This window comes from Paraburkholderia sp. UCT31 (genome assembly GCF_014397655.1).
Lineage (GTDB): Bacteria > Pseudomonadota > Gammaproteobacteria > Burkholderiales > Burkholderiaceae > Paraburkholderia > Paraburkholderia tuberum.
In genome coordinates, this window is record NZ_VZQP01000030.1 from 83,471 (window position 1) to 103,987 (window position 20,517).

Genomic DNA, 20,517 nt, shown 5'->3' on the forward strand with positions numbered 1-20,517 from the left:
TTGGAGACAGGATAGGCATGGCATTTACGCTCGAGGACATCGTCCAGCGGTTCGGCGGTGAAGTAGTCGGTAACGGGGCGCAGCGCGTGAGCAGTCTTGCGCCGCTCGACCAGGCAGGCCCGGACCAGTTGGCGTTCCTCGCCAATCCGAAGTATCTGTCGCAGGTCGAAACGACCCGCGCCGGCGCAGTGCTGATCAATGCCGGCGACCTTGCGAAGCTCGCCTCGCGCGAAGCTCGAAACTTCATCGTCACGCCGAATCCCTACGCTTACTTTGCGCGCATCGCGCAAACCTTCATCGACCTGGCCGCGCCGAGGGCGGTCCCCGGCGTGCATCCGAGCGCAACCGTCGATCCTTCCGCCCAGGTCGCCGCGAGCGCGGTGATCGGTCCGCGTGTCACCGTGGAAGCGGGCGCCGTGATCGGCGAGCACGCGCGGCTCGACGCCAACGTCGTAATCGGCCGCGGCACCCGCGTCGGGGCGAACTCGCATCTGTATCCGAACGTGACCGTGTACCACGGCTGCAAGCTCGGCGAGCGCGTGATCGTCCACGCGGGCGCGGTGATCGGCTCGGACGGCTTCGGCTTCGCGCCCGACTTCGTCGGCGAGGGCGACGCACGCACCGGCAGTTGGGTCAAGATTCCGCAGGTCGGCGGCGTGTCGATCGCGAACGACGTCGAAATCGGCGCGAACACCACGATCGACCGCGGCGCGATGGCCGACACGATCATCGAGGAGTGCGTGAAGATCGACAACCTCGTGCAGATCGGCCACAACTGCAAGGTCGGCGCCTACACGGTGATCGCGGGCTGCGCGGGCATCGCGGGCAGCACGACCATCGGCCGTCATTGCATGATCGGCGGCGCGGTCGGCATTGCCGGACACGTGACGCTCGCCGATTACGTGATCGTCACCGCAAAGTCGGGCGTGTCGAAGTCGCTGCTGAAGCCCGGCATGTACACGAGCGCGTTCCCGGCCGTGAACCACGCGGACTGGAACAAAAGCGCCGCGCTGCTGCGCAATATCGACAAGCTTCGCGATCGCATCAAAGCGCTGGAGAACGCCACCGTCGACAAAGCCGGCAATGCCACTGACGGCGCCGCAGGTCAACCCGCAGGCAACAAGATCTGACAGTTATCCCGGCGACCCATCCGCACCGCGTAAAATAGTGGTCGAGCATCATGAAGCAAAGCCGGTGGCCGTGACCGGGTGGCACGACCACCGGTCATCAGAGGCGCCGGTCGTGCGCGTTTTCAACCCACCTGCACCCAGCATCCGCAGTCATCATCGCGCAGTCAATGCGTGAGCAGAAACACCATGAGCACCGAAAAAATCAATCTCGACATTCATAAGATTCTCACGCTGCTGCCGCATCGTTATCCGATCCTGCTGGTCGACCGGGTGCTCGAACTCGAACCGCACAAGAGCATCAAAGCGTTGAAGAACGTGTCGATCAATGAGCCGTATTTTCAGGGACATTTCCCGACGCGGCCGGTGATGCCAGGCGTGCTGATCCTCGAAGCCCTCGCGCAGACCGCGGCGCTGCTGACGTTCTCGGAAGAGCCGAGCGATCCGTCGAACACGCTGTACCTGTTCGTCGGCATCGACAACGCGCGCTTCAAGCGCGTGGTGGAACCGGGCGATCAGCTGATCCTGAACTGCACGTTCGAGCGTCACATGCGCGGCATCTGGAAGTTCAAGGCGCGCGCCGAAGTGGATGGCGTCGTCGCGGCGGAAGCCGATCTGATGTGCGCGGTGCGCCACACGGACAAAGACGCGTAAAGCCCGCGTCGGGGCAGGTCGCGGCGCGGCAAGGCGCGCGCGCGGCGGCCCTGGCGGCAAGGCCATCCACACAACGCAACAGAATCAGAAGCGAGGACGCATGAGCAGGATCCATCCCACCGCGATCATCGAAGCGGGCGCGCAGCTGGACGAATCCGTCGAAGTCGGGCCCTATGCGGTGATCGGCGCACACGTGACGATCGGTGCGCGCAGCACGGTCGGCTCGCACAGCGTGATCGAAGGCTATACCACGCTCGGCGAAGACAACCGCATCGGCCATTACGCATCGGTCGGCGGGCGTCCGCAGGACATGAAGTACCAGGACGAGCCGACCAGGCTCGTGATCGGCAACCGCAACATGATCCGCGAGTTCACGACGATCCACACCGGCACGGTGCAGGACGCGGGCGTCACCACGCTCGGCGACGACAACTGGATCATGGCCTACGTGCACATCGGTCACGACTGCCACGTCGGCAACAACGTGATCCTGTCGAGCAACGCGCAGATGGCCGGTCACGTGACGATCGGCGACTACGCGATCATCGGCGGCATGTCGGGCGTGCATCAGTTCGTGCGCATCGGTGCGCATTCGATGCTCGGCGGCGCGTCGGCGCTCGTGCAGGACGTGCCGCCGTACGTGATCGCCGCGGGCAACAAGGCCGAGCCGCACGGCATCAACGTCGAAGGGCTGCGTCGCCGCGGCTTCTCTGCCGACGCGATCTCGGTGCTGCGCACCGCGTATCGCGTGCTGTACAAGAACGGCCTGTCGCTCGAAGAAGCGAAGGTGCAACTGAAGGAACTCGGTTCGGCCGGCGGTGACGGCGACGCCCCGGTGCAGACGCTGCTCGCGTTCGTCGAAGCGTCGCAGCGCGGCATCATCCGCTAACCGATGACGTTGCAACCCAGTCCGCTGCGCGTCGCGATGGTGGCCGGCGAGCCGTCCGGCGACCTGCTCGCCGCGTCGCTGCTCGACGGCCTCGCCAGCCGGTTGCCGGCCGCCACGCAGTACTACGGCATCGGCGGTCCGCGCATGATCGCTGCGGGTTTCGGCGCCCACTGGCCGATGGAAAAGCTGACGGTGCGCGGCTATGTTGAAGCACTGCGGCACATTCCTGAAATCCTCGGTATCCGCAACGAGCTCAAGCGTCAGCTGCTCGCCGAGCCGCCGTCCGTGTTCGTCGGCGTCGACGCGCCCGACTTCAATTTCCGGCTCGAGCACGCACTGCGCGACGCCGGCATTCCGACCGTGCACTTCGTCTGCCCGTCCATCTGGGCGTGGCGTGGCGGGCGCATCAAGAAGATCGCCAAGGCCGTCGACCACATGCTGTGCGTGTTCCCGTTCGAAACCGCGCTGCTCGAAAAGGCGGGTGTCGCGGCGTCGTACGTCGGGCATCCGCTGGCCGATCAGATCCCGCTCGAACCCGACACCCTCGGTGCGCGCCGCGCACTCGGTCTCGCGGAAAGCGGGCCGGTGATCGCGGTGCTGCCGGGCAGCCGGCGCTCCGAGATCGATCTGATCGGCCCGACGTTCTTCGCGGCGATGGAGATGATGCAGCACCAGGAGCCCAGCGTGCGCTTCGTGATGCCGGCGGCGACGCCCGCGTTGCGCGCGTTGCTGCAGCCGCTCGTCGATGCACATCCGGGCCTCGTGCTGACCATCACCGAAGGCCAGTCGCAACTCGCGATGACCGCCGCCGACGCGATTCTCGTGAAGAGCGGCACCGTCACGCTCGAAGCCGCGCTGCTGAAAAAGCCGATGGTGATTTCGTACAAGGTGCCCTGGCTGACCGGCCAGATCATGCGCCGCCAGGGCTATCTGCCGTACGTCGGCCTGCCGAACATCCTGGCCGGGCGTTTCGTGGTGCCGGAGATCCTGCAGCACTTCGCGACGCCGCAGGCGCTCGCCGAGGCGACGCTGAAACAGTTGCGCGACGAGGCGAACCGGCGCACGCTGAAGGAAATCTTCACGGAGATGCATCACGTGCTGAAGCAGAACACCGCGCAGCGCGCGGCCGAAGTCGTGGCGAGCGTCGTCGAGCAGCGGGCAGGGCGGCCATGACCGCCGCGCGCGCGCCTCGCCGGAAGATCGCGGCCACCGTTCGGGTAGTGGCGCAAGCCGGCCTGAACTTCGAGAGCGCCGACGACATCGTCTGCGGCGTCGACGAGGCAGGGCGCGGACCGCTGGCCGGTCCGGTCGTCGCGGCGGCGGTGATTTTCGATCCCGCCAAACCGATGATCCGTGGCCTCGACGATTCGAAGGCACTGAGCGCACTCAAGCGCGAAGCGCTGTACGACAAGATCGTCGAGCGTGCGCTCGCGTACTGCGTCGCGTCGGCGACAGTCGAGGAAATCGATTCGCTGAACATCCTGCACGCCACCATGCTCGCGATGAAGCGCGCGGTCGAGGGCCTGTCGGTCGTGCCGACGCTCGTGAAGATCGACGGCAACCGTTGCCCGACGCTCAGCATCCGTAGCGAGGCGGTGATTGGCGGCGACGCGCTCGTGAAGAGCATCTCGGCGGCGTCGATTCTCGCGAAGGTCACGCGCGACCGCATGCTGGTCGAACTGCACCAGGCGTATCCGATGTACGGCTTCGACGCGCATGCCGGTTATGGCACGCCGCAGCATCTCGCGGCGCTGCGCGAGCATGGGCCGTGCGAGCATCATCGGCGATCGTTCGCGCCGGTGCGCGAAGCGCATTTGAGGTTCGGCACTGGCGTGCCGTTGCCAGCGGCGGACGCCGTCGTCGTGGCCGACGCGCTGCTGCTCGACGGCGATGCGTTCGGCGAAGCCGGCTTCGCGTGACCCCATCAGCGCGGCTCGAGCGCGCTGCGCGCTTGCGTGCCGTTGATTGCCGCTGATTCCTTTTCCCTTCTCACCGCCTTCGCTGCCTGTGAAAGCCATCACCTCGCGGGACAATCCGCTCTACAAGCGCCTGAAGGCACTGGCCGGCTCGACGCATCAACAGCGCCGCAGCGGCCACGCGCTGCTCGAGGGCTTCCATCTCGCGAGCACGTATCTGGACGTCGCAGGTCAGCCGGAGCTATGCGTCGTCACCGACGGCGCGTTGCGTCACGACGAAGCGCAGGCGATCGTGTCACGGATCGACGAGCATCGGCTCGTGACGCTGCCGGATGCATTGTTCGGGCAGTTGTCGAATGTCGTGCATGGGGTCGGGATTCTGCTGCTCGTCGAGAAGCTCGACGCACCGCTGCCCGAGCGCGTCGAGCAAAACTGTCTCGTGCTCGACGGCGTGCAGGACGCGGGCAACGTCGGCTCGATTCTGCGCAGCGCAGCGGCTGCGGGTATCGAGCACGTGTTCTGCGCGCCGGGCACCGCATACGCGTGGTCGTCGAAGGTGCTGCGTTCCGGGATGGGCGCGCACTTCCTGTTGCAGATGCATGAGGATGTCGAAGCGCGTGCGCTGATCGAACGGCTCGCGGTACCGATCGTCATCACCGATTCGCACGGTGCCGAAGCGATCTATGACAGCGACCTGAGCAGGCCGCTCGCGTGGGTGTTCGGCAACGAAGGGGCGGGCGTGTCGCAGGCGTGGCGCGATGCCGTGTCGTTGCGGGTGACGATTCCGCAGCCCGGCGGTATGGAGTCGCTGAACGTGGCGGCCGCGGCGGCGGTCTGCGTGTTCGAGCAGTGCCGGCAGCAGCGCGGGCGCAAAAAGTAGACTTAAGTGGCGTTGCGAGGGCTCTGGCCCAGCAACGCAACGCCTGCTCGGCCATCCCTCAATACGACGGCCGATCCAGCTTGATCTCCTGCAGGATCGTCGTCGCGATCTCCTCGATCGACTTGTGCGTCGACGACAGCCACTTGATCCCCTCGCGCCGCATCATCGTTTCGGCTTCGTTGATCTCATAGCGGCAGTTTTCCGGCGCCGCATACTTGCTGCCCGGCCGCCGCTCGTTACGGATCTCCGACAGCCGCTGCGGATCGATCGACAAGCCGAACATCTTCTGTCGATGCTCGCGTAGCGGCGTCGGCAGCTTGCCGCGTTCGAAATCTTCGGGAATCAGCGGATAGTTCGCCGCTTTCACGCCGTACTGCATCGCCAGGTAAAGGCTCGTCGGCGTCTTGCCGCTGCGCGACACGCCGACGAGGATCACGTCGGCGTCTGCGAGATTGCGATTCGATTGACCGTCGTCGTGCGCGAGCGAGAAATTGATCGCCTCGATCCGGTTCTTGTACTCCTCGGTGTCCGCGTTCTGATGGCCGCGCCCCATCGCGTGGCTCGACTTCAGTTCCAGTTCCTGCTCGAGCGGCTCGACGAAGGTCTGGAACATGTCGAGCACGAGCGCGTTCGAACCCTTCACGATCTGATTCGACGAGCTATCGACCAGCGTGGTGAACACGATCGGTCGACGGCCGTCCTGCGCGACCGCTTCGTTGATCTTTTCGAGCGTTGCGTAGGCCTTCTCGGTCGAGTCGACGAATGGCACGCGGACCAGGCGGAATTTCTGGTCGAACTGGGAGAGGATCGAATGCGCGAAGGTTTCGGCAGTAATCCCGGTACCGTCTGAGACGATGAATACGGTGGGCGGCATCAGAGGAGCTGTGAACGTGAAAGGCAAATGAGCCGGAAAGCGCGAGCGCGACAACGCGCTCGAATCAAACCGCGCGGCGGCGGGCGCGCCGCGCTCGTGCCCCGCGCGGGCGGTCTCGCAAAAGCCGGCTGGCTCGGTCGGCGCGCGATTCGAGGCGCAATTCTCGACCGACTGCCACATTTCAGGAGTCGGCACGGTAGAATAGCGGCAACCTGTTGGATAAGCAATTGCAGGCGATTGGCCGCTAACTTGCCGCGAACGGTCGTTCAACGTCACGTTATCTAATGTCAATATGCGTTGAACGCAACAGATCGAGCGGTAAGTCCGCTCAACCGCGTTCTTCGGTGCGTCCGCCTCGTGCTCCATGGCCGGCGCGCCATGCAACGCATCTCTGCCGTCCAGGCGATTGCTTATCTAACAGGTTGTGCAAGACACGGGGTCGAGGCTTCCAATGGGCTGCCCGTGTTCAAGCCCACTTGCACAGCCGTGAATTTCTTTCACACTTAGGGGCTTGTATGACTAACGCAGTTACCGTCGCAAAGGACAAGGCGTATGTAGTTCCGTTCGAGCAGTTGCGGATGACCGACGTGGAAATCGTCGGCGGCAAGAACGCGTCGCTGGGCGAGATGATCAGCCAGCTCGCCGAAGCCGGCGTGCGCGTGCCGACCGGCTTCGCGACCACCGCGCTCGCATTTCGTGACTTCCTGCAGCACAACAATCTGACCGAACGCATCGCCAAACGTCTCGAGACGCTCGACGTCGACGACGTGAAGGCGCTCGCCGAAGCGGGCAAGGAGATCCGTCAATGGATCGTCGACGCGCCGCTGCAGCCGCAGCTCGAGGCTGACATTCGCGCGGGGTTCGACACGCTGCAACAGAGCTCGCCCGAGGAACTGTCGTTTGCCGTGCGTTCATCCGCGACCGCGGAAGACCTGCCGGACGCATCGTTCGCCGGTCAGCAGGAAAGCTACCTGAACGTGGTCGGCATCGACGACGTGCTCGATCGCATGAAGCACGTGTTCGCGTCGCTGTATAACGACCGCGCCATCTCCTATCGCGTCCACAAGGGCTTCACGCATGCTGAAGTCGCGTTGTCGGCTGGCGTGCAGCGCATGGTGCGTTCGGACGTCGGTGCCGCGGGCGTGATGTTCACGCTGGACACCGAATCGGGCTTCAGGGACGCCGTCTTCATCACGTCGAGCTATGGCCTCGGCGAAACCGTCGTGCAGGGCGCGGTGAATCCGGACGAGTTCTACGTGTTCAAGACCACGCTGGCGCAGGGCAAGTACCCGGTCATTCGCCGCTCGATCGGCTCGAAGCTGATCAAGATGGAGTTCACGAAGCCGGGCGAGCCGGGCCGCGTGAAGACCGTCGACGTCGCGCACGAACAGCGCAACCGCTTCTCGATCACCGACGAAGACGTGATCGAGCTCGCGAAGTACGCGGTGATCATCGAGAAGCACTACCAGCGTCCGATGGACATCGAGTGGGGCAAGGACGGCCGCGACGGCAAGATTTTCATCCTGCAGGCGCGTCCGGAAACGGTGAAGAGCCAGGGCGGCGGCAAGGCCGAGCAGCGCTTCAAGCTGAAGGGCCAGTCGAACGTGCTGGCAACGGGCCGCGCGATCGGTCAGAAGATCGGCGCGGGTCCGGTGCGCGTGATCCACGACCCGTCGGAGATGGACCGCGTGCAGCCGGGCGACGTGCTCGTCGCCGACATGACCGACCCGAACTGGGAGCCGGTCATGAAGCGTGCGTCGGCGATCGTCACGAACCGTGGCGGCCGCACCTGCCATGCGGCGATCATCGCGCGTGAGCTGGGCGTGCCGGCCGTGGTCGGCTGCGGCGACGCGACCGACGTGCTGAAGGACGGCGCACTCGTCACCGTGTCATGTGCGGAAGGCGACGAAGGCAAGATCTACGACGGCCTGCTCGAAACCGAAATCACCGAAGTGCAGCGCGGCGAACTGCCGCCGATTCCGGTGAAGATCATGATGAACGTCGGCAATCCGCAGCTCGCATTCGACTTCTCGCAACTGCCGAACGCAGGTGTGGGTCTCGCGCGGCTCGAGTTCATCATCAACAACAACATCGGCGTGCACCCGAAGGCGATCCTCGAGTACCCGAACGTCGATCAGGACCTGAAGAAGGCGGTCGAAAGCGTCGCGCGCGGTCACGCGTCGCCGCGCGCGTTCTACGTCGACAAGCTGACCGAAGGTATCGCAACGATCGCGGCGGCGTTCTATCCGAAGCCCGTCATCGTGCGTATGTCGGACTTCAAGTCGAACGAGTACAAGAAACTGATCGGTGGTTCGCGCTACGAGCCGGACGAGGAAAACCCGATGCTGGGTTTCCGCGGCGCGTCGCGCTATATCGCGGAAGACTTCGCCGAGGCGTTCCAGATGGAATGCGTCGCGCTAAAGAAGGTGCGTGAAGAGATGGGCCTCGACAACGTCGAGATCATGGTGCCGTTCGTGCGTACGCTGAAGCAGGCGGAGCGCGTGGTCGGGCTGCTCGCGAAGTTCGGCCTGAAGCGCGGCGAGAAGGGCCTGCGTCTGATCATGATGTGCGAAGTGCCGACGAACGCGATCCTCGCGGAAGAGTTCCTGCAGTACTTCGACGGATTCTCGATCGGCTCGAACGATCTCACGCAGCTCACGCTCGGCCTCGACCGCGACTCGGGCATGGAGCTGCTCGCGGTCGATTTCGACGAGCGTGATCCAGCGGTCAAGTTCCTGCTCAAGCGCGCGATCGAAACCTGTCTGCGTCTCGACAAGTACGTCGGTATCTGCGGCCAGGGGCCGTCGGATCATCCGGACTTCGCGCAATGGCTGACTGACGAAGGCATCGAGTCGATCTCGCTCAACCCCGACACGATCATCGATACGTGGCAGCAGCTCGCAAAGGCGAAGCAGTAACTCGCGAGGTATCGAATGCCGCTTTCGCAGGCGGCATTCGGCACGCGTTAAAGGCACGTGCGCTTCGTGCTATAAACACCCCGGTAGAACCGGGGTGTTTTGCATTGTGGAGGTCGACGTGGCGCCTGGTGGACTGTTCTGGTGGATCGGGGCGGGTGTGCTTGTCGTGCTGGAGCTGATGAGCGGCACCTTCTATCTGTTGATGATCGCGTTCGGCTTCGTCGCGGCCGCGCTTGCGCGCATTGCCGGCGCCGGGACCGATCTGCAATTCGTAGTGGCGGCGCTGGTTGCGCTCGCGGCGGTCGTGGTGCTCAGACGCTCGCGCTTCGGCCGTCGTAGGCGCGAGCAGGCGTCGCGCAATCCGGATGTCAATCTGGATATCGGGCAGACGCTGAACGTGCCGGCCTGGCAGGGGCGCAAAGCACGCGCGACCTATCGTGGCGCGGCATGGGACATCGAGCTGGCCGCGGGCGAACCCGAAGACGCGCAGGTCTACGAGATCAAGGAGTTGCGGGGCAGTTGCCTCGTCGTCGTCGCGAGCCGGCAGCCGAAGGCGCGCGCGAGCGCGACCTGACGATCTGAGCGCCGGCCGCCCAAGCTGAAAACGCAGGCCCGACCAACCTGCGCACAACTATTCGAAGCAGAATCGGAGGGTAGCGATATGGATTCAACCATCGTCGGGGCAGTGCTGCTGATCGTCGTGATCGTGCTCGCGTCGCAGACCATCAAGATCGTGCCGCAGCAGCATGCGTGGGTGCTCGAGCGCCTCGGCCGTTATCAGGCGACGCTGACGCCGGGTCTGAGCTTCGCGTTCCCGTTCGTCGACCGGGTCGCGTACAAGCACGTGCTGAAGGAAATTCCTCTCGAAGTGCCGAGCCAGGTCTGTATTACGCGCGACAACACGCAACTGCAGGTCGACGGTGTGCTGTATTTCCAGGTCACCGATCCGATGAAGGCATCGTACGGATCGAGCAACTTCGTGTTCGCGATCACGCAGTTGTCGCAGACCACGCTGCGCTCGGTCATCGGCAAGCTGGAGCTGGACCGGACCTTCGAGGAGCGCGATTTCATCAATCACAGCATCGTGTCCGCGCTGGACGAGGCGGCCGCGAACTGGGGCGTAAAAGTGCTGCGCTACGAGATCAAGGACCTGACGCCGCCAAAGGAAATCCTTCACGCGATGCAGGCGCAGATCACCGCCGAGCGCGAGAAACGCGCGCTGATCGCGGCATCGGAAGGGCGCAAGCAGGAGCAGATCAATATCGCGTCGGGCGGCCGCGAGGCGGCGATCCAGAAGTCCGAAGGCGAGCGTCAGGCAGCGATCAATCAGGCGCAGGGGCAGGCCGCGGCGATTCTGGCGGTGGCCGAGGCGAACGCGCAGGCGATCCAGAAGATCGCGGCGGCGATCCAGCTGAACGGCGGCATGGACGCGGTGAATCTGAAGGTGGCCGAACAGTACGTAAACGCGTTCTCGAACCTCGCCAGGCAGGGCACGACACTGATCGTGCCGGGCGACATGTCGAACATGAGTTCGATGATCGCGTCGGCGCTGACCATCGTGAACAGGAGCAAGGCGGCAGCGGAGCCGCCGCGCGGCGACTTGCGCTGACGAACGGGCAATGCATGCGCAATGAGTGCGTGACGTAAAAGCAAATGGCCCGCACATCGATGCGCGGGCCATTTTTGCATGAGCCGGAAACGAATCGCGTTCAGGTCGGCGAGCGCATCAAGCGCGCCTTCTCGCGCTCCCAGTCGCGCTTCTTCTCGGTCTCGCGCTTGTCGTGCATCTTCTTGCCCTTCGCGAGACCGATCTCGCATTTGACGCGACCGTTCTTGTAGTGAAAATTCAGCGGCACGAGCGTGTAGCCGCGCTGCTCGACCTTGCCGATCAGCTTGCTGATCTCCTCGCTATGCAGCAGCAGCTTGCGCGTGCGCACCGGGTCGGGATGGATGTGCGTCGACGCTTCGGGCAGCGGGCTGATGTGCGTGCCGATCAGGAACAGCTCGCCGTTGCGGATCACCACGTAGCCTTCCTTGATCTGGCCGCGCCCGGCGCGCAACGCCTTGACCTCCCATCCTTCGAGCACGAGGCCTGCCTCATAGCGTTCCTCGACCGAGTAGTCGTAGAAGGCTTTTCTGTTGTCTATGATGCTCATGAATGGAAAGTGCCCAACTCGTTTAAAATCACGATTTTAGCAAAGCGGGGCAAGGAAAGCCCGCGGCGCTCGTCCACCGTTGCCACGCGCTGTTCAATTTATGGCAGATGTCCAGAAAACCGTTTTGATTCGCCACTCGGCGGAGCAGATGTTCGACCTCGTCACCGACGTCGACGATTACCCCAAGTTCCTGCCATGGTGCGGGGGCATCGAAATCCGTCACCGGGACGACACCAGCATGGAGGCGAGGATCGATATCAACTTCAAGGGCATCAAGCAGCATTTCGCCACGCGCAACTCGATGGAGCGCCCCACGCGCATCGACATGGAATTCGCCGACGGTCCGTTTCGCAAGTTCACCGGTTTCTGGCGCTTCACGCCGCTGCGCGCCGATGCGTGCAAGATCGAATTCGCGCTGCACTACGAGTTCACCAGCATCCTGCTCGAGAAGATCATCGGGCCGGTGTTCAATCACATCGCCAATACCTTCGTCGAATCTTTTGTGAAGCGCGCCAACCAGCGCTATGGTCAGTCATGAGCGCGCGGCTAACGGTCGAGGTCTGCTATGCGCTCGCTGCCGAGCAGGCGCTGATTGCGGTCGAGTTGCCCGCGGGCGCGACGCTGCAACAGGCGATCGGCGCAAGCGGGATTCTGCAGCGCTTTCCGTCGATCGATCTGAACACGCAGAAGGTGGGCGTGTTCGGCAAGCTCAAACCGCTCGATACAGTGCTGGCGGACCATGATCGCGTCGAGATTTACCGGCCGTTGCTGGTGGATCCGAAGGTGTCGCGCCAACGCCGCGTCGAAAAGACACGCAAGGCGGGGTCGATCGAGGGGAGGCGTTGGTTGAACAAGGATTCGCGCTAGGCGGCGCTAGTTGGGGGGGGCGGCGGACTTTTTCGCGCGCCGCCCGTCTTGCATCATCGCGTCACATCACCTCAAGGCGCCGCCGTCTGCGCCTTATCGTTCATGCCCTCGATGCGCGCCGCACCCGACGAATCGTCGTCCGAATGCCGGCGCACCGACCACCAGACCCCCGCCACCAGCAGCAGGATCGCCGCGAGTTCGAGCGGGCGCGGCAGGCGCTCGTCGTAAATGAACGCGTAAAGCAGCGCGAACAGCGTCTCGAACACGATCATCTGGCCGGACAGCGTTAGCGGCAGCCGTTTTGCCGCGGCATTCCACAGGCCGTTGCCGAGCCACGACGCGCCGATCGCGAGTGCGAGGTTGAGCAGCCAGAACGTGTGCCAGCGCGGGTCGGCCAACTCACCCTGCGGGCCGCCCGACGGCAGCACCGCGACCACGAGCCACAACGCGCCGCCGAGCGCGCCAGTCACGACGCCCCACAGCACCGACCACTCATTGCCGCTGAAATGCGTCTGACGCTGCAGGTAACGGGCGTTCTCGACCGCGAACCAGGTCCAGCAGATGAGCGCGCCCACCGCGCAGGCCACGCCGAGCAGGCGCGTCGCGATGCTCACCGGCGCCGCGCCGGCCACCGTAAAGACGTCGATATTGATGCAGACGATGCCCGCCATCACGGTCGCGAGCGGCCATGCGAGGCGCGCGAGCGGCACCGCACCGTGATCGCGCCGGCCGACCAGCGTGACCGTGACCGGCAGCACGCCGACGATCAGCGAGGCCGGCGCGATTCCGATCAGGTGCACGGCGGCCGTCAGCAGCAGGTAATAGACGATATTGCCGGCCAGCGCGAGCTTGACGAGCGCGATCAGATCCTCGCGGCTCAGCCGTTTGGCGAGCGAACGCGCGATCGGCAGCGCCGCGGCGAGCGACACGACGCCGTACATCGAGTAGCGGCCGGCGACGAGCAGGAGCGGGGAGAAGTCGGGCAGCACCCGCGGCACCAGAAACACCATGCCCCACAAGGCTCCGGCCATGACGCCATAGACGACACCGCGCTGCATCGACTGCCTCTGCTGGATAAACGAATGGCCGGCAGAATAGCGGTTTTGCGAGCAGGGCGTCTTGTTCGATCCTGCATTCGGACCGCTCGACCGCCGCTCGACAGGGTACGTGCCGCGAAAATGCCGCCGGCTCTGCCCCGATTTCGCCTGCGAACGCGCAATCGAAACCCGTTCGAACCCGACGCGAACAGGCAAGCGAAATCGACGCATGCCGGAGCGGCAAAAAATCGTCTGAAATTCGCTAAGCTGCTGTTCGCGCAGTGAAAACCGGGGTGGTATCGCGTATAATTCGCTTTTGCGCCTATAGGATTTGCCATGCGTCTGATCCAAACAGCACTCACGTTCGATGACGTGCTCCTCGTCCCGGCCTTCTCCGATGTTCTGCCGCGCGACACCAGCCTCAAGACCCGGCTGACCCGCAACATCTCCCTCAATATGCCGCTCGTGTCCGCCGCGATGGACACGGTCACCGAAGCACGTCTGGCAATCGCCATGGCGCAAATGGGCGGCGTCGGCATCATCCACAAGAACCTCACGCCGGCCGAGCAGGCGCGTGAAGTCGCGAAGGTCAAGCGTTTCGAGTCGGGCGTCGTGCGCGATCCGATCACCGTGCCGCCGCATATGAAAGTGCGCGACGTGATCGCACTGTCGCGCCAGCATGGCATTTCGGGCTTCCCGGTCGTCGAGGGCTCGCAGCTCGTCGGCATCGTGACGAATCGCGACCTGCGCTTCGAAGAGCGTCTGGACGAGCCGGTGCGCAACATCATGACGCCGCGCGAGCGCCTCGTCACCGTCAAGGAAGGCACGCCGCTCGCCGAAGCGAAGGCGCTGATGCACAGCCACCGCCTCGAGCGCGTGCTGGTCATCAACGACGCATTCGAACTGCGCGGCCTGATGACCGTCAAGGACATCACCAAGCAGACCGAGCACCCGGATGCATGCAAGGACGAGCACGGCAAGCTGCGCGCGGGCGCGGCGGTCGGCGTCGGCGCGGACAACGAAGAGCGCGTCGAGCTGCTTGTGCAGGCCGGCGTCGACGTGATCGTCGTCGATACCGCGCATGGCCACAGCAAGGGCGTGCTCGAGCGCGTCAAGTGGGTCAAGCAGAACTTCCCGCACGTCGAGGTGATCGGCGGCAACATCGCAACCGCCGCGGCCGCCAGGGCGCTCGTCGAATACGGCGCGGACGGCGTCAAGGTCGGTATCGGCCCGGGCTCCATCTGCACGACGCGAATCGTCGCAGGCGTCGGCGTGCCGCAGGTCACCGCTATCTCCAACGTGTCCGAAGCGCTGAACGGCACCGGCGTGCCGGTCATCGCCGACGGCGGCGTGCGCTTCTCGGGCGACGTCAGCAAGGCGCTCGCGGCGGGCGCCAGCGCGGTCATGATGGGCAGCATGTTCGCCGGTACCGAGGAGTCGCCGGGCGAGGTATTCCTGTACCAGGGCCGCCAGTACAAGTCGTACCGTGGCATGGGCTCGGTCGGCGCCATGAAGGACGGCGCGGCGGACCGCTACTTCCAGGACAACTCGGCCAACATCGACAAGCTGGTGCCGGAAGGCATCGAAGGTCGCGTCGCGTACAAGGGTTCGGTCAACGCGATCCTGTTCCAGCTGATCGGCGGCGTGCGCGCGAGCATGGGCTACTGCGGCTGCCGCACCATCGCCGAAATGAACGAGAAGGCCGAGTTCGTGCAGATCACCGGTGCGGGCCTGCGCGAGTCGCATGTGCACGATGTGCAAATCACCAAGGAAGCGCCCAACTACCACGTGGACTGAACGCCCATGAAGCCACTGCTGCGCGTTGTACTGATCCTCGATGCGTTGTTGCTGCTGGCGTTCGGCCTGCTGTTCGTGCTGACGCCGTGGACCTCGCTGTACGACGCGTTGCAACTGCTGCCGACGGAGCCGATGCTGGTCGGCCAGGCGTTCGGCGTCGCGCTGATCGGGCTCGCGTGGCTCGCGGTGCATGCGTCGTTCGACGGGGCGCTGACCTCGACGGTCGCGAAGGTCGTCGGTCATGTGCACTGGCTGATCGGCGTGCTGATGCTGGTCTGGCTGCTCGGGCTGCATACGCCGTCGCTGACCGGTTTCGGCCAGATGGTGGCGGTGCTGGCCGGTGTCGTGCTGGTGGTGATCGGGCTCGGCGGCGTGCGACTGTCGGGTGCGGTGCGGCGGCGCGAGAAGGGGATCGTGGTCAAGCCCTCGTCGAGCAAGGCCGACAGTCGTGCCGATAAGCGTGCCGCGAAAGTGGCCGAAAAGGATGCCGCACGGCAGCGTGAACCCGAACGCGACAACGCGCGCGAGCCACGTGCCTCAGCGGGCTTTCCGGTCTATCACGCCGAGCCGGTGCCAGAGCCCGTCGTGCCGGTCACGCGGCCGGCCAATCCGGCTGCCGCGGCTTCCGTTGCCACTACCGCGCCGCTTCATCCGGCCGCAAGCGAGCCCGGCCTGAGCGAGTCCGGACGCGCTGCGCGCGACACCAGCAACGACGTGCCCGGCGCACCCCGCCCGCTGTTTCATGATTGAAGCGCCGCGCGCGAGGCCGTTTGCCGAAGCTACCGGATTTCGTTCGCGCGCATCGCAGGCGGCGAGTTCCGTGGTTGGCCGCGCCCTTGTGCTTCATCGTAATGTTGGCGGTCCGCGCCGCGCCAAGACCATCGCCGCGCGGACCGCTTTGAATTCGACGCCGCGCCTCGCGCGCGGCATTCCGTATCCGCTCACTTCTGATTCCGTCCGCTGCCATGCATGACAAGATCCTGATTCTCGACTTCGGTTCGCAAGTCACCCAACTGATTGCACGTCGCGTTCGCGAAGCCAACGTGTATTCGGAAATCCATCCGTACGACGTCGACGCGTCGTTCATCCGCGACTTCGCGCCGAAGGGCGTGATTCTGTCGGGCGGCCCGAGCTCGGTCACCGAGGAAGACACGCCGCGCGTGCCGCAAGCCGTGTTCGAACTCGGCGTGCCGGTGCTCGGCATCTGCTACGGCATGCAGGCGATGGCGCAGCAGCTCGGCGGCAAGGTCGACATCGGTCATCTGCGCGAATTCGGCTACGCCGAAGTGCGCGCGCGCAACCATACGAGCCTGCTCGAAGGCATCAGCGACTTCACCACGTCCGAAGGCCACGGCATGCTGAAGGTATGGATGAGCCACGGCGACAAGGTGCTGGAGATGCCGCCGGGTTTCGCACTGATGGCATCGACGGAATCGTGCCCGATCGCCGCGATGGCCGACGAGCAGCGCCGCTTCTATGGCCTGCAATGGCATCCGGAAGTCACGCACACGGTGCAGGGCCGCGCGATGCTCGAGCGCTTCGTGCTGCAGATCTGCGGCGCGAAGGCCGATTGGGAAATGGGCCACTACATCGACGAAGCCGTCGCGAAGATTCGCGAGCAGGTCGGTAACGAGCACGTCATTCTGGGCTTGTCGGGCGGCGTGGATTCGTCGGTGGCGGCGGCGCTGCTGCACCGCGCGATCGGCGATCAACTGACCTGCGTGTTCGTCGACCATGGCCTGCTGCGCCTGAACGAAGCCGAGCAGGTGATGGCGCTGTTCGCCGATCACCTTGGCGTGAAGGTGATTCACGTCGACGCGAGCGAAGCATTCCTCGGCAAGCTCGCCGGCGTGACCGATCCTGAAGCGAAGCGCAAGATCATCGGCGCGGAGTTCGTCGAAGTGTTCCAGGCCGAAGCCGGCAAGCTGACCGACGCGAAGTGGCTGGCACAAGGCACGATCTATCCGGACGTGATCGAATCGGCGGGCAAGGGCAAGAAGGCCGCGCAAACCATCAAGAGCCACCACAACGTCGGTGGTCTGCCGGAGACGCTGAACCTGAAGCTGCTCGAACCGCTGCGCGAGCTGTTCAAGGACGAAGTGCGCGAGCTTGGCGTGAAGCTCGGTCTGCCGCACTCGATGGTGTATCGCCATCCGTTCCCGGGTCCGGGTCTGGGCGTGCGGATCCTCGGCGAAGTGAAGCGCGATTTCGCGGACCTGCTGCGCCGCGCGGACGCGATTTTCATCGAGACGCTGCGCAACACGATCGACAAGGAAACCGGCAAGTCGTGGTACGACCTGACGAGCCAGGCATTCGCGGTGTTCCTGCCGGTCAAGAGCGTCGGCGTGATGGGCGACGGGCGCACCTACGAGTACGTCGTCGCGTTGCGCGCGGTGCAGACGCTCGACTTCATGACCGCGCATTGGGCGCATCTGCCGCATGAACTGCTTGGGCATGTGTCGAACCGGATCATCAACGAAGTGCGCGGGATCAACCGGGTCGTCTACGACATCTCGGGGAAGCCGCCTGCGACGATCGAGTGGGAATGAGGGGCTCTTGAAATTCCCTTTTGAATCAAAGGCTTGTGATGATCGATAAATCACGCGTGCCAGATTCTAAATTGCCGAGCGCAGGTCCGTAAGTCCTTGATCGCTAGGGGAATTGTCAACCTGCGCCTGCGCCTGCGTGGAGGCCGAGCAACTGTCATTTGACGGTATTTCTGACGGTATGTATGGGCAACATGTGGATGGGCTTGCTTGATACCGTCAGCGGTGCCGACGGTATCCTTGACCGGTTAAAGCCATGCGCTTTGGCGCTCAGCCGTCCAAGCCGCCGGTGGGTTCAGCCATTGATGCCAATGGCACCAGAATGGAGTTGTTCAGTGCCCAGCGCCTCCTGAGGCAGCCACATGCCTGCAGACCAAACTGTTTCTAGTTTTGCGGCGAGTTCTGCGCCGAGCCAGGCAGCCGCCAGTCCTGCTACATAGGTTGCACACTCGGGTTTTTCACGCCGCACTCCGTTCGCAAGCAACCAGCGGTACAACGGGAGCGCCGCAGAAACGGTCGGATAGCCTGGCTCGACGGAACGGTTGAAATCCACGGGAATTGACAAGCCCTTCGGGTCCAGGTCGCCGAAGTACTCCGCTGAAGAAGCTCCTGTTTCTTGCATCGCTTGGCGCAACGCTCGCCCAGTAAGCCTGAAGTTTTCACCTCCGCCATAGATGACCGCCGTGTATCGCCGCGTGGCCTCGTTCCATCCGGCGAAGCTCCAGTACGTGTTGTGGTTTTCGACAACGAGTACGGACTTGCCAAGCGCATCAACTTTGCGATACGGCAGCGGCTGGGGGCACTCGGAAGCAACCAATGACGGATATTGGAAGTCGCCCACCAAAGAGGGAGTCTCCGACACACATGTTGTCGAGCCGCTTCTCGTCGCCGAAGATTTCCAAGGAACGCTCCTTGATGGGAACCGAGGAGAAAGCCCCTCGGCGTCGGAGTAGGAAGTCATTGATGGGCCGTAGCGCTGACAACTGCGATGGCCTCAACTCCGGCCAGAACCCCAGCTCCGGCGCCCAGGTCACGTCGGCATGGTTGACAGAAACCTTGGAGCGAGGTGAGTTCTTCAACGTGACCCAAAGTGGAAGAGCGGGCGAGCCGGCCTGTTCCCAACTTCCGGTAGCCGGCAGCGAGATGGCGCCGTCAGCTTCCAGCTCCTTCAGCGCCCTCAGCAGCAGCACACCACGGTCCGGGCTGTTCTGGACATCTGGGTACAGCGAGAAGTAGTGCCGGCGCAGCTCGTCGAGCGGCACACGCTTGCGCGGCGACGACAGTAGCGCTTCAAGGAACGCACTCAAGCCGTCAACTCCTCGGGCACGTCGTTGAGCTTCAGGTTCGCGAACTCGAGGTGCCAGCGTCTCGTCTTGCTGTTCTGTCCGGCGCGGCGCAGGCGGATGAATCGCTGGAACTCGCCGAGAGCGTTGAAGTCCTGAAGTGCCGTGGCGAATATCAACTGGACGTTCATGGCCTCGGCCAGCAGCCGTTGGGCACGCCACATGGCGGGGCTGGTGGCTTTCGCGAACGGGTTGTCGAGGATGAGCGGCCCACCGGCGATGCGATGTACCTGCGCGTGGTTCTCAGCCCGCAACTGGTTGATGACCAGGTACAGGAACATCGCCATGACGACGCCTTCGCCACCGGAGTTCGAAACCCGCTCAACCGGTACGTACTGCTCTGTCTCCTCGATGGACATCTTCAGGACTTGCAGTCCCAGCGGACGCCCATAAACGCGCGCCACAGCGTCGGCGATGAGGTCCGTACCGCGCGGAGGGAACACGTTCGTATCAACCAACGTGTCGAGGTAGGCGCTGAGGGTCTGGCGTCGCGTCTCGACTGGGACCGTGCCGAAGTTTGCCCGCATCTTCAGGACTTGCTTGCCGCCAACGTATGGGGCGCCCATTGGCACTGACTTGTCCTTGCTCGTCACGCGATTGAGCGTCGTGATGGCCGAGCGGACGACGGCGAGCACCTCCTCGACGCAGGCGTCGAAGTCGGCTTGCATCGACCTCAGCGTTGCTTCCGTCGTCGCGATGCGGTCGTCCAGGTGCTCCAGTAGGCGTTTGGCATCCGTGCACGCGGCACCGAACTCGTTGGCAATCATCTGCTGCGCAACATCGGGGTCAACCTCGCGGAGCGCTTGCTCCGACGCAGCCACCTTGACGAGGTCGAAGGCGGCACGGGCCTTCGTCTGCAGTTTGCTGACGCCTTGATTCTTCCCTGTGTAGTCCTTCAGCAGCGCGTTGACTTGGTTGCTGGCGTCGGCCTCGAGAACAAGGCTGTCGGGGTCCGGCACCTCCAAGGTCATTCCCACTTGGGCGCCGATTTCCGCTGCGATGAGCATAGGGTCGGGCTTGTCTTCAAATCCCATGCTGCTGCGCAGCAGCGCCTCAACCGTCCCGTCGGCCTCCGCTGCTGCGCGCTTCCGATTGGCTCGGTCCGCAGCCTGGTTCGCAACTTCGTTGGCTGTACGCATCCGCTCCAGCGCCTCGTTCACGCGGGCCTCGGCCTCGGCCATGAGCGCGGCCAGGGCATCCAGGTCCAAAGCCTCGTGAGCAGGTACCACAGGCCCGACGTTCGTCTTGTTTGAGTAGAACCACTTTTTTGACTCGCCGTTCACGACCTGCAGATTCGAGGCGGCGTTTACCTGCTCTGGCTTGGCTGCCTCCAGTGCGGTCGCGACGTTGGCCAACGCTTCTTCATGGTTCGCATCCATGAAGGGCTGAGGTTGACCCGGTTCGACGGATAGATTTGCAGTTGAGTTGGATAGATTTGCAGTTGAGTTTAGTGCGGTGTGGCACCTCCCGATAAGATCAAATCGCGGGTTGTCCACGGCCGGGCGGCGGGTCG

The 20,517-nt window shown here is 64.0% G+C and carries 20 protein-coding genes; 14 read left to right on the plus strand and 6 right to left on the minus strand.

Annotated features, from left to right (window positions below):
* Positions 1-17 precede the first annotated feature (17 nt).
* From lpxD to F6X40_RS24385, 6 genes are all read left to right on the plus strand, one after another.
* A complete protein-coding gene (lpxD, locus tag F6X40_RS24360) occupies positions 18-1,130 on the plus strand; it encodes a UDP-3-O-(3-hydroxymyristoyl)glucosamine N-acyltransferase (protein WP_184066166.1) in 1,113 nt (370 codons plus the stop codon).
* 186 nt (positions 1,131-1,316) lie between these two features.
* Positions 1,317-1,781: a 3-hydroxyacyl-ACP dehydratase FabZ gene (gene fabZ / locus F6X40_RS24365; protein WP_006048683.1), complete on the plus strand. Its 465-nt coding sequence runs from the start codon at positions 1,317-1,319 to the stop codon at positions 1,779-1,781.
* A gap of 100 nt (positions 1,782-1,881) precedes the next feature.
* Entirely contained in the window at positions 1,882-2,670 is a 789-nt protein-coding gene (lpxA, locus tag F6X40_RS24370; RefSeq protein ID WP_184056892.1) for an acyl-ACP--UDP-N-acetylglucosamine O-acyltransferase, read from the plus strand.
* Between the two features lie 3 nt (positions 2,671-2,673).
* Entirely contained in the window at positions 2,674-3,843 is a 1,170-nt protein-coding gene (lpxB, locus tag F6X40_RS24375) for a lipid-A-disaccharide synthase (protein WP_187629542.1), read from the plus strand.
* Positions 3,840-4,589 (plus strand): ribonuclease HII, encoded by a 750-nt coding sequence (gene rnhB, locus F6X40_RS24380; RefSeq protein WP_187629543.1) that lies wholly within the window; start codon positions 3,840-3,842, stop codon positions 4,587-4,589. The genes lpxB and rnhB overlap by 4 nt, the downstream gene beginning before the upstream one ends.
* Before the next feature lie 88 nt (positions 4,590-4,677).
* Positions 4,678-5,466 (plus strand): TrmH family RNA methyltransferase, encoded by a 789-nt coding sequence (locus F6X40_RS24385; RefSeq protein ID WP_184022645.1) that lies wholly within the window; start codon positions 4,678-4,680, stop codon positions 5,464-5,466.
* 58 nt (positions 5,467-5,524) lie between these two features.
* On the opposite strand, the gene F6X40_RS24390 is transcribed toward F6X40_RS24385, so the two are convergent.
* A complete protein-coding gene (locus tag F6X40_RS24390) occupies positions 5,525-6,340 on the minus strand; it encodes a pyruvate, water dikinase regulatory protein (RefSeq protein ID WP_184066329.1) in 816 nt (271 codons plus the stop codon).
* A gap of 515 nt (positions 6,341-6,855) precedes the next feature.
* Here F6X40_RS24390 and ppsA point away from each other — a divergent pair.
* The 3 genes from ppsA (at position 6,856) to F6X40_RS24405 (ending at position 10,867) form a co-directional block, all read left to right on the plus strand.
* A complete protein-coding gene (gene ppsA / locus F6X40_RS24395; RefSeq protein WP_187629544.1) occupies positions 6,856-9,258 on the plus strand; it encodes a phosphoenolpyruvate synthase in 2,403 nt (800 codons plus the stop codon).
* A 118-nt stretch (positions 9,259-9,376) separates the two neighbouring features.
* Positions 9,377-9,832, plus strand: a complete 456-nt coding sequence (locus F6X40_RS24400; protein ID WP_090805347.1) for an NfeD family protein — start codon at positions 9,377-9,379, stop codon at positions 9,830-9,832.
* 87 nt (positions 9,833-9,919) lie between these two features.
* On the plus strand, positions 9,920-10,867 hold the full coding sequence (locus F6X40_RS24405) for an SPFH domain-containing protein (protein WP_187629545.1): 948 nt from the start codon (positions 9,920-9,922) through the stop codon (positions 10,865-10,867).
* 100 nt (positions 10,868-10,967) lie between these two features.
* Here the strand turns inward: F6X40_RS24405 and smpB are convergent, their stop codons facing one another.
* The gene (gene smpB / locus F6X40_RS24410) at positions 10,968-11,414 is read right to left on the minus strand and encodes an SsrA-binding protein SmpB (protein ID WP_013089686.1); all 447 of its coding nucleotides are present in this window, start codon (positions 11,412-11,414) and stop codon (positions 10,968-10,970) included.
* A gap of 100 nt (positions 11,415-11,514) precedes the next feature.
* Here smpB and F6X40_RS24415 point away from each other — a divergent pair, with 100 nt between their 5' ends.
* Together F6X40_RS24415 and F6X40_RS24420 are read left to right on the plus strand one after the other, a co-directional pair.
* Positions 11,515-11,952, plus strand: coding sequence for a type II toxin-antitoxin system RatA family toxin (locus F6X40_RS24415; RefSeq protein ID WP_018417666.1), 438 nt, complete (start codon positions 11,515-11,517; stop codon positions 11,950-11,952).
* Complete coding sequence (locus tag F6X40_RS24420; protein WP_090800565.1) at positions 11,949-12,281, plus strand: RnfH family protein; 333 nt, start codon at positions 11,949-11,951, stop codon at positions 12,279-12,281. Before F6X40_RS24415 ends, F6X40_RS24420 begins: the two co-directional genes overlap by 4 nt.
* Positions 12,282-12,352: 71 nt before the next feature.
* On the opposite strand, the gene F6X40_RS24425 is transcribed toward F6X40_RS24420, so the two are convergent.
* Positions 12,353-13,339, minus strand: coding sequence for a DMT family transporter (locus F6X40_RS24425; RefSeq protein WP_184066148.1), 987 nt, complete (start codon positions 13,337-13,339; stop codon positions 12,353-12,355).
* Positions 13,340-13,654: 315 nt separating this feature from the next.
* Here F6X40_RS24425 and guaB point away from each other — a divergent pair, with 315 nt between their 5' ends.
* From guaB to guaA, 3 genes are all read left to right on the plus strand, one after another.
* A complete protein-coding gene (guaB, locus tag F6X40_RS24430; RefSeq protein ID WP_187610480.1) occupies positions 13,655-15,115 on the plus strand; it encodes an IMP dehydrogenase in 1,461 nt (486 codons plus the stop codon).
* A gap of 6 nt (positions 15,116-15,121) precedes the next feature.
* Positions 15,122-15,865 (plus strand): hypothetical protein, encoded by a 744-nt coding sequence (locus F6X40_RS24435; protein ID WP_187629546.1) that lies wholly within the window; start codon positions 15,122-15,124, stop codon positions 15,863-15,865.
* Positions 15,866-16,080: 215 nt separating this feature from the next.
* Positions 16,081-17,664, plus strand: coding sequence for a glutamine-hydrolyzing GMP synthase (guaA, locus tag F6X40_RS24440; protein WP_013089680.1), 1,584 nt, complete (start codon positions 16,081-16,083; stop codon positions 17,662-17,664).
* A 292-nt stretch (positions 17,665-17,956) separates the two neighbouring features.
* Here the strand turns inward: guaA and F6X40_RS42510 are convergent, their stop codons facing one another.
* From F6X40_RS42510 to F6X40_RS24450, 3 genes are read right to left on the minus strand one after another with little or no spacing between them, the layout of a single operon-like run.
* Complete coding sequence (locus F6X40_RS42510; RefSeq protein ID WP_316251842.1) at positions 17,957-18,502, minus strand: Wadjet anti-phage system protein JetD domain-containing protein; 546 nt, start codon at positions 18,500-18,502, stop codon at positions 17,957-17,959.
* The gene (locus F6X40_RS42515) at positions 18,432-18,968 is read right to left on the minus strand and encodes a hypothetical protein (RefSeq protein WP_262421528.1); all 537 of its coding nucleotides are present in this window, start codon (positions 18,966-18,968) and stop codon (positions 18,432-18,434) included. Before F6X40_RS42515 ends, F6X40_RS42510 begins: the two co-directional genes overlap by 71 nt.
* Positions 18,965-20,383 (minus strand): hypothetical protein, encoded by a 1,419-nt coding sequence (locus F6X40_RS24450; protein WP_187629547.1) that lies wholly within the window; start codon positions 20,381-20,383, stop codon positions 18,965-18,967. The genes F6X40_RS42515 and F6X40_RS24450 overlap by 4 nt, the downstream gene beginning before the upstream one ends.
* Between the last annotated feature and the right edge of the window lie 134 nt (positions 20,384-20,517).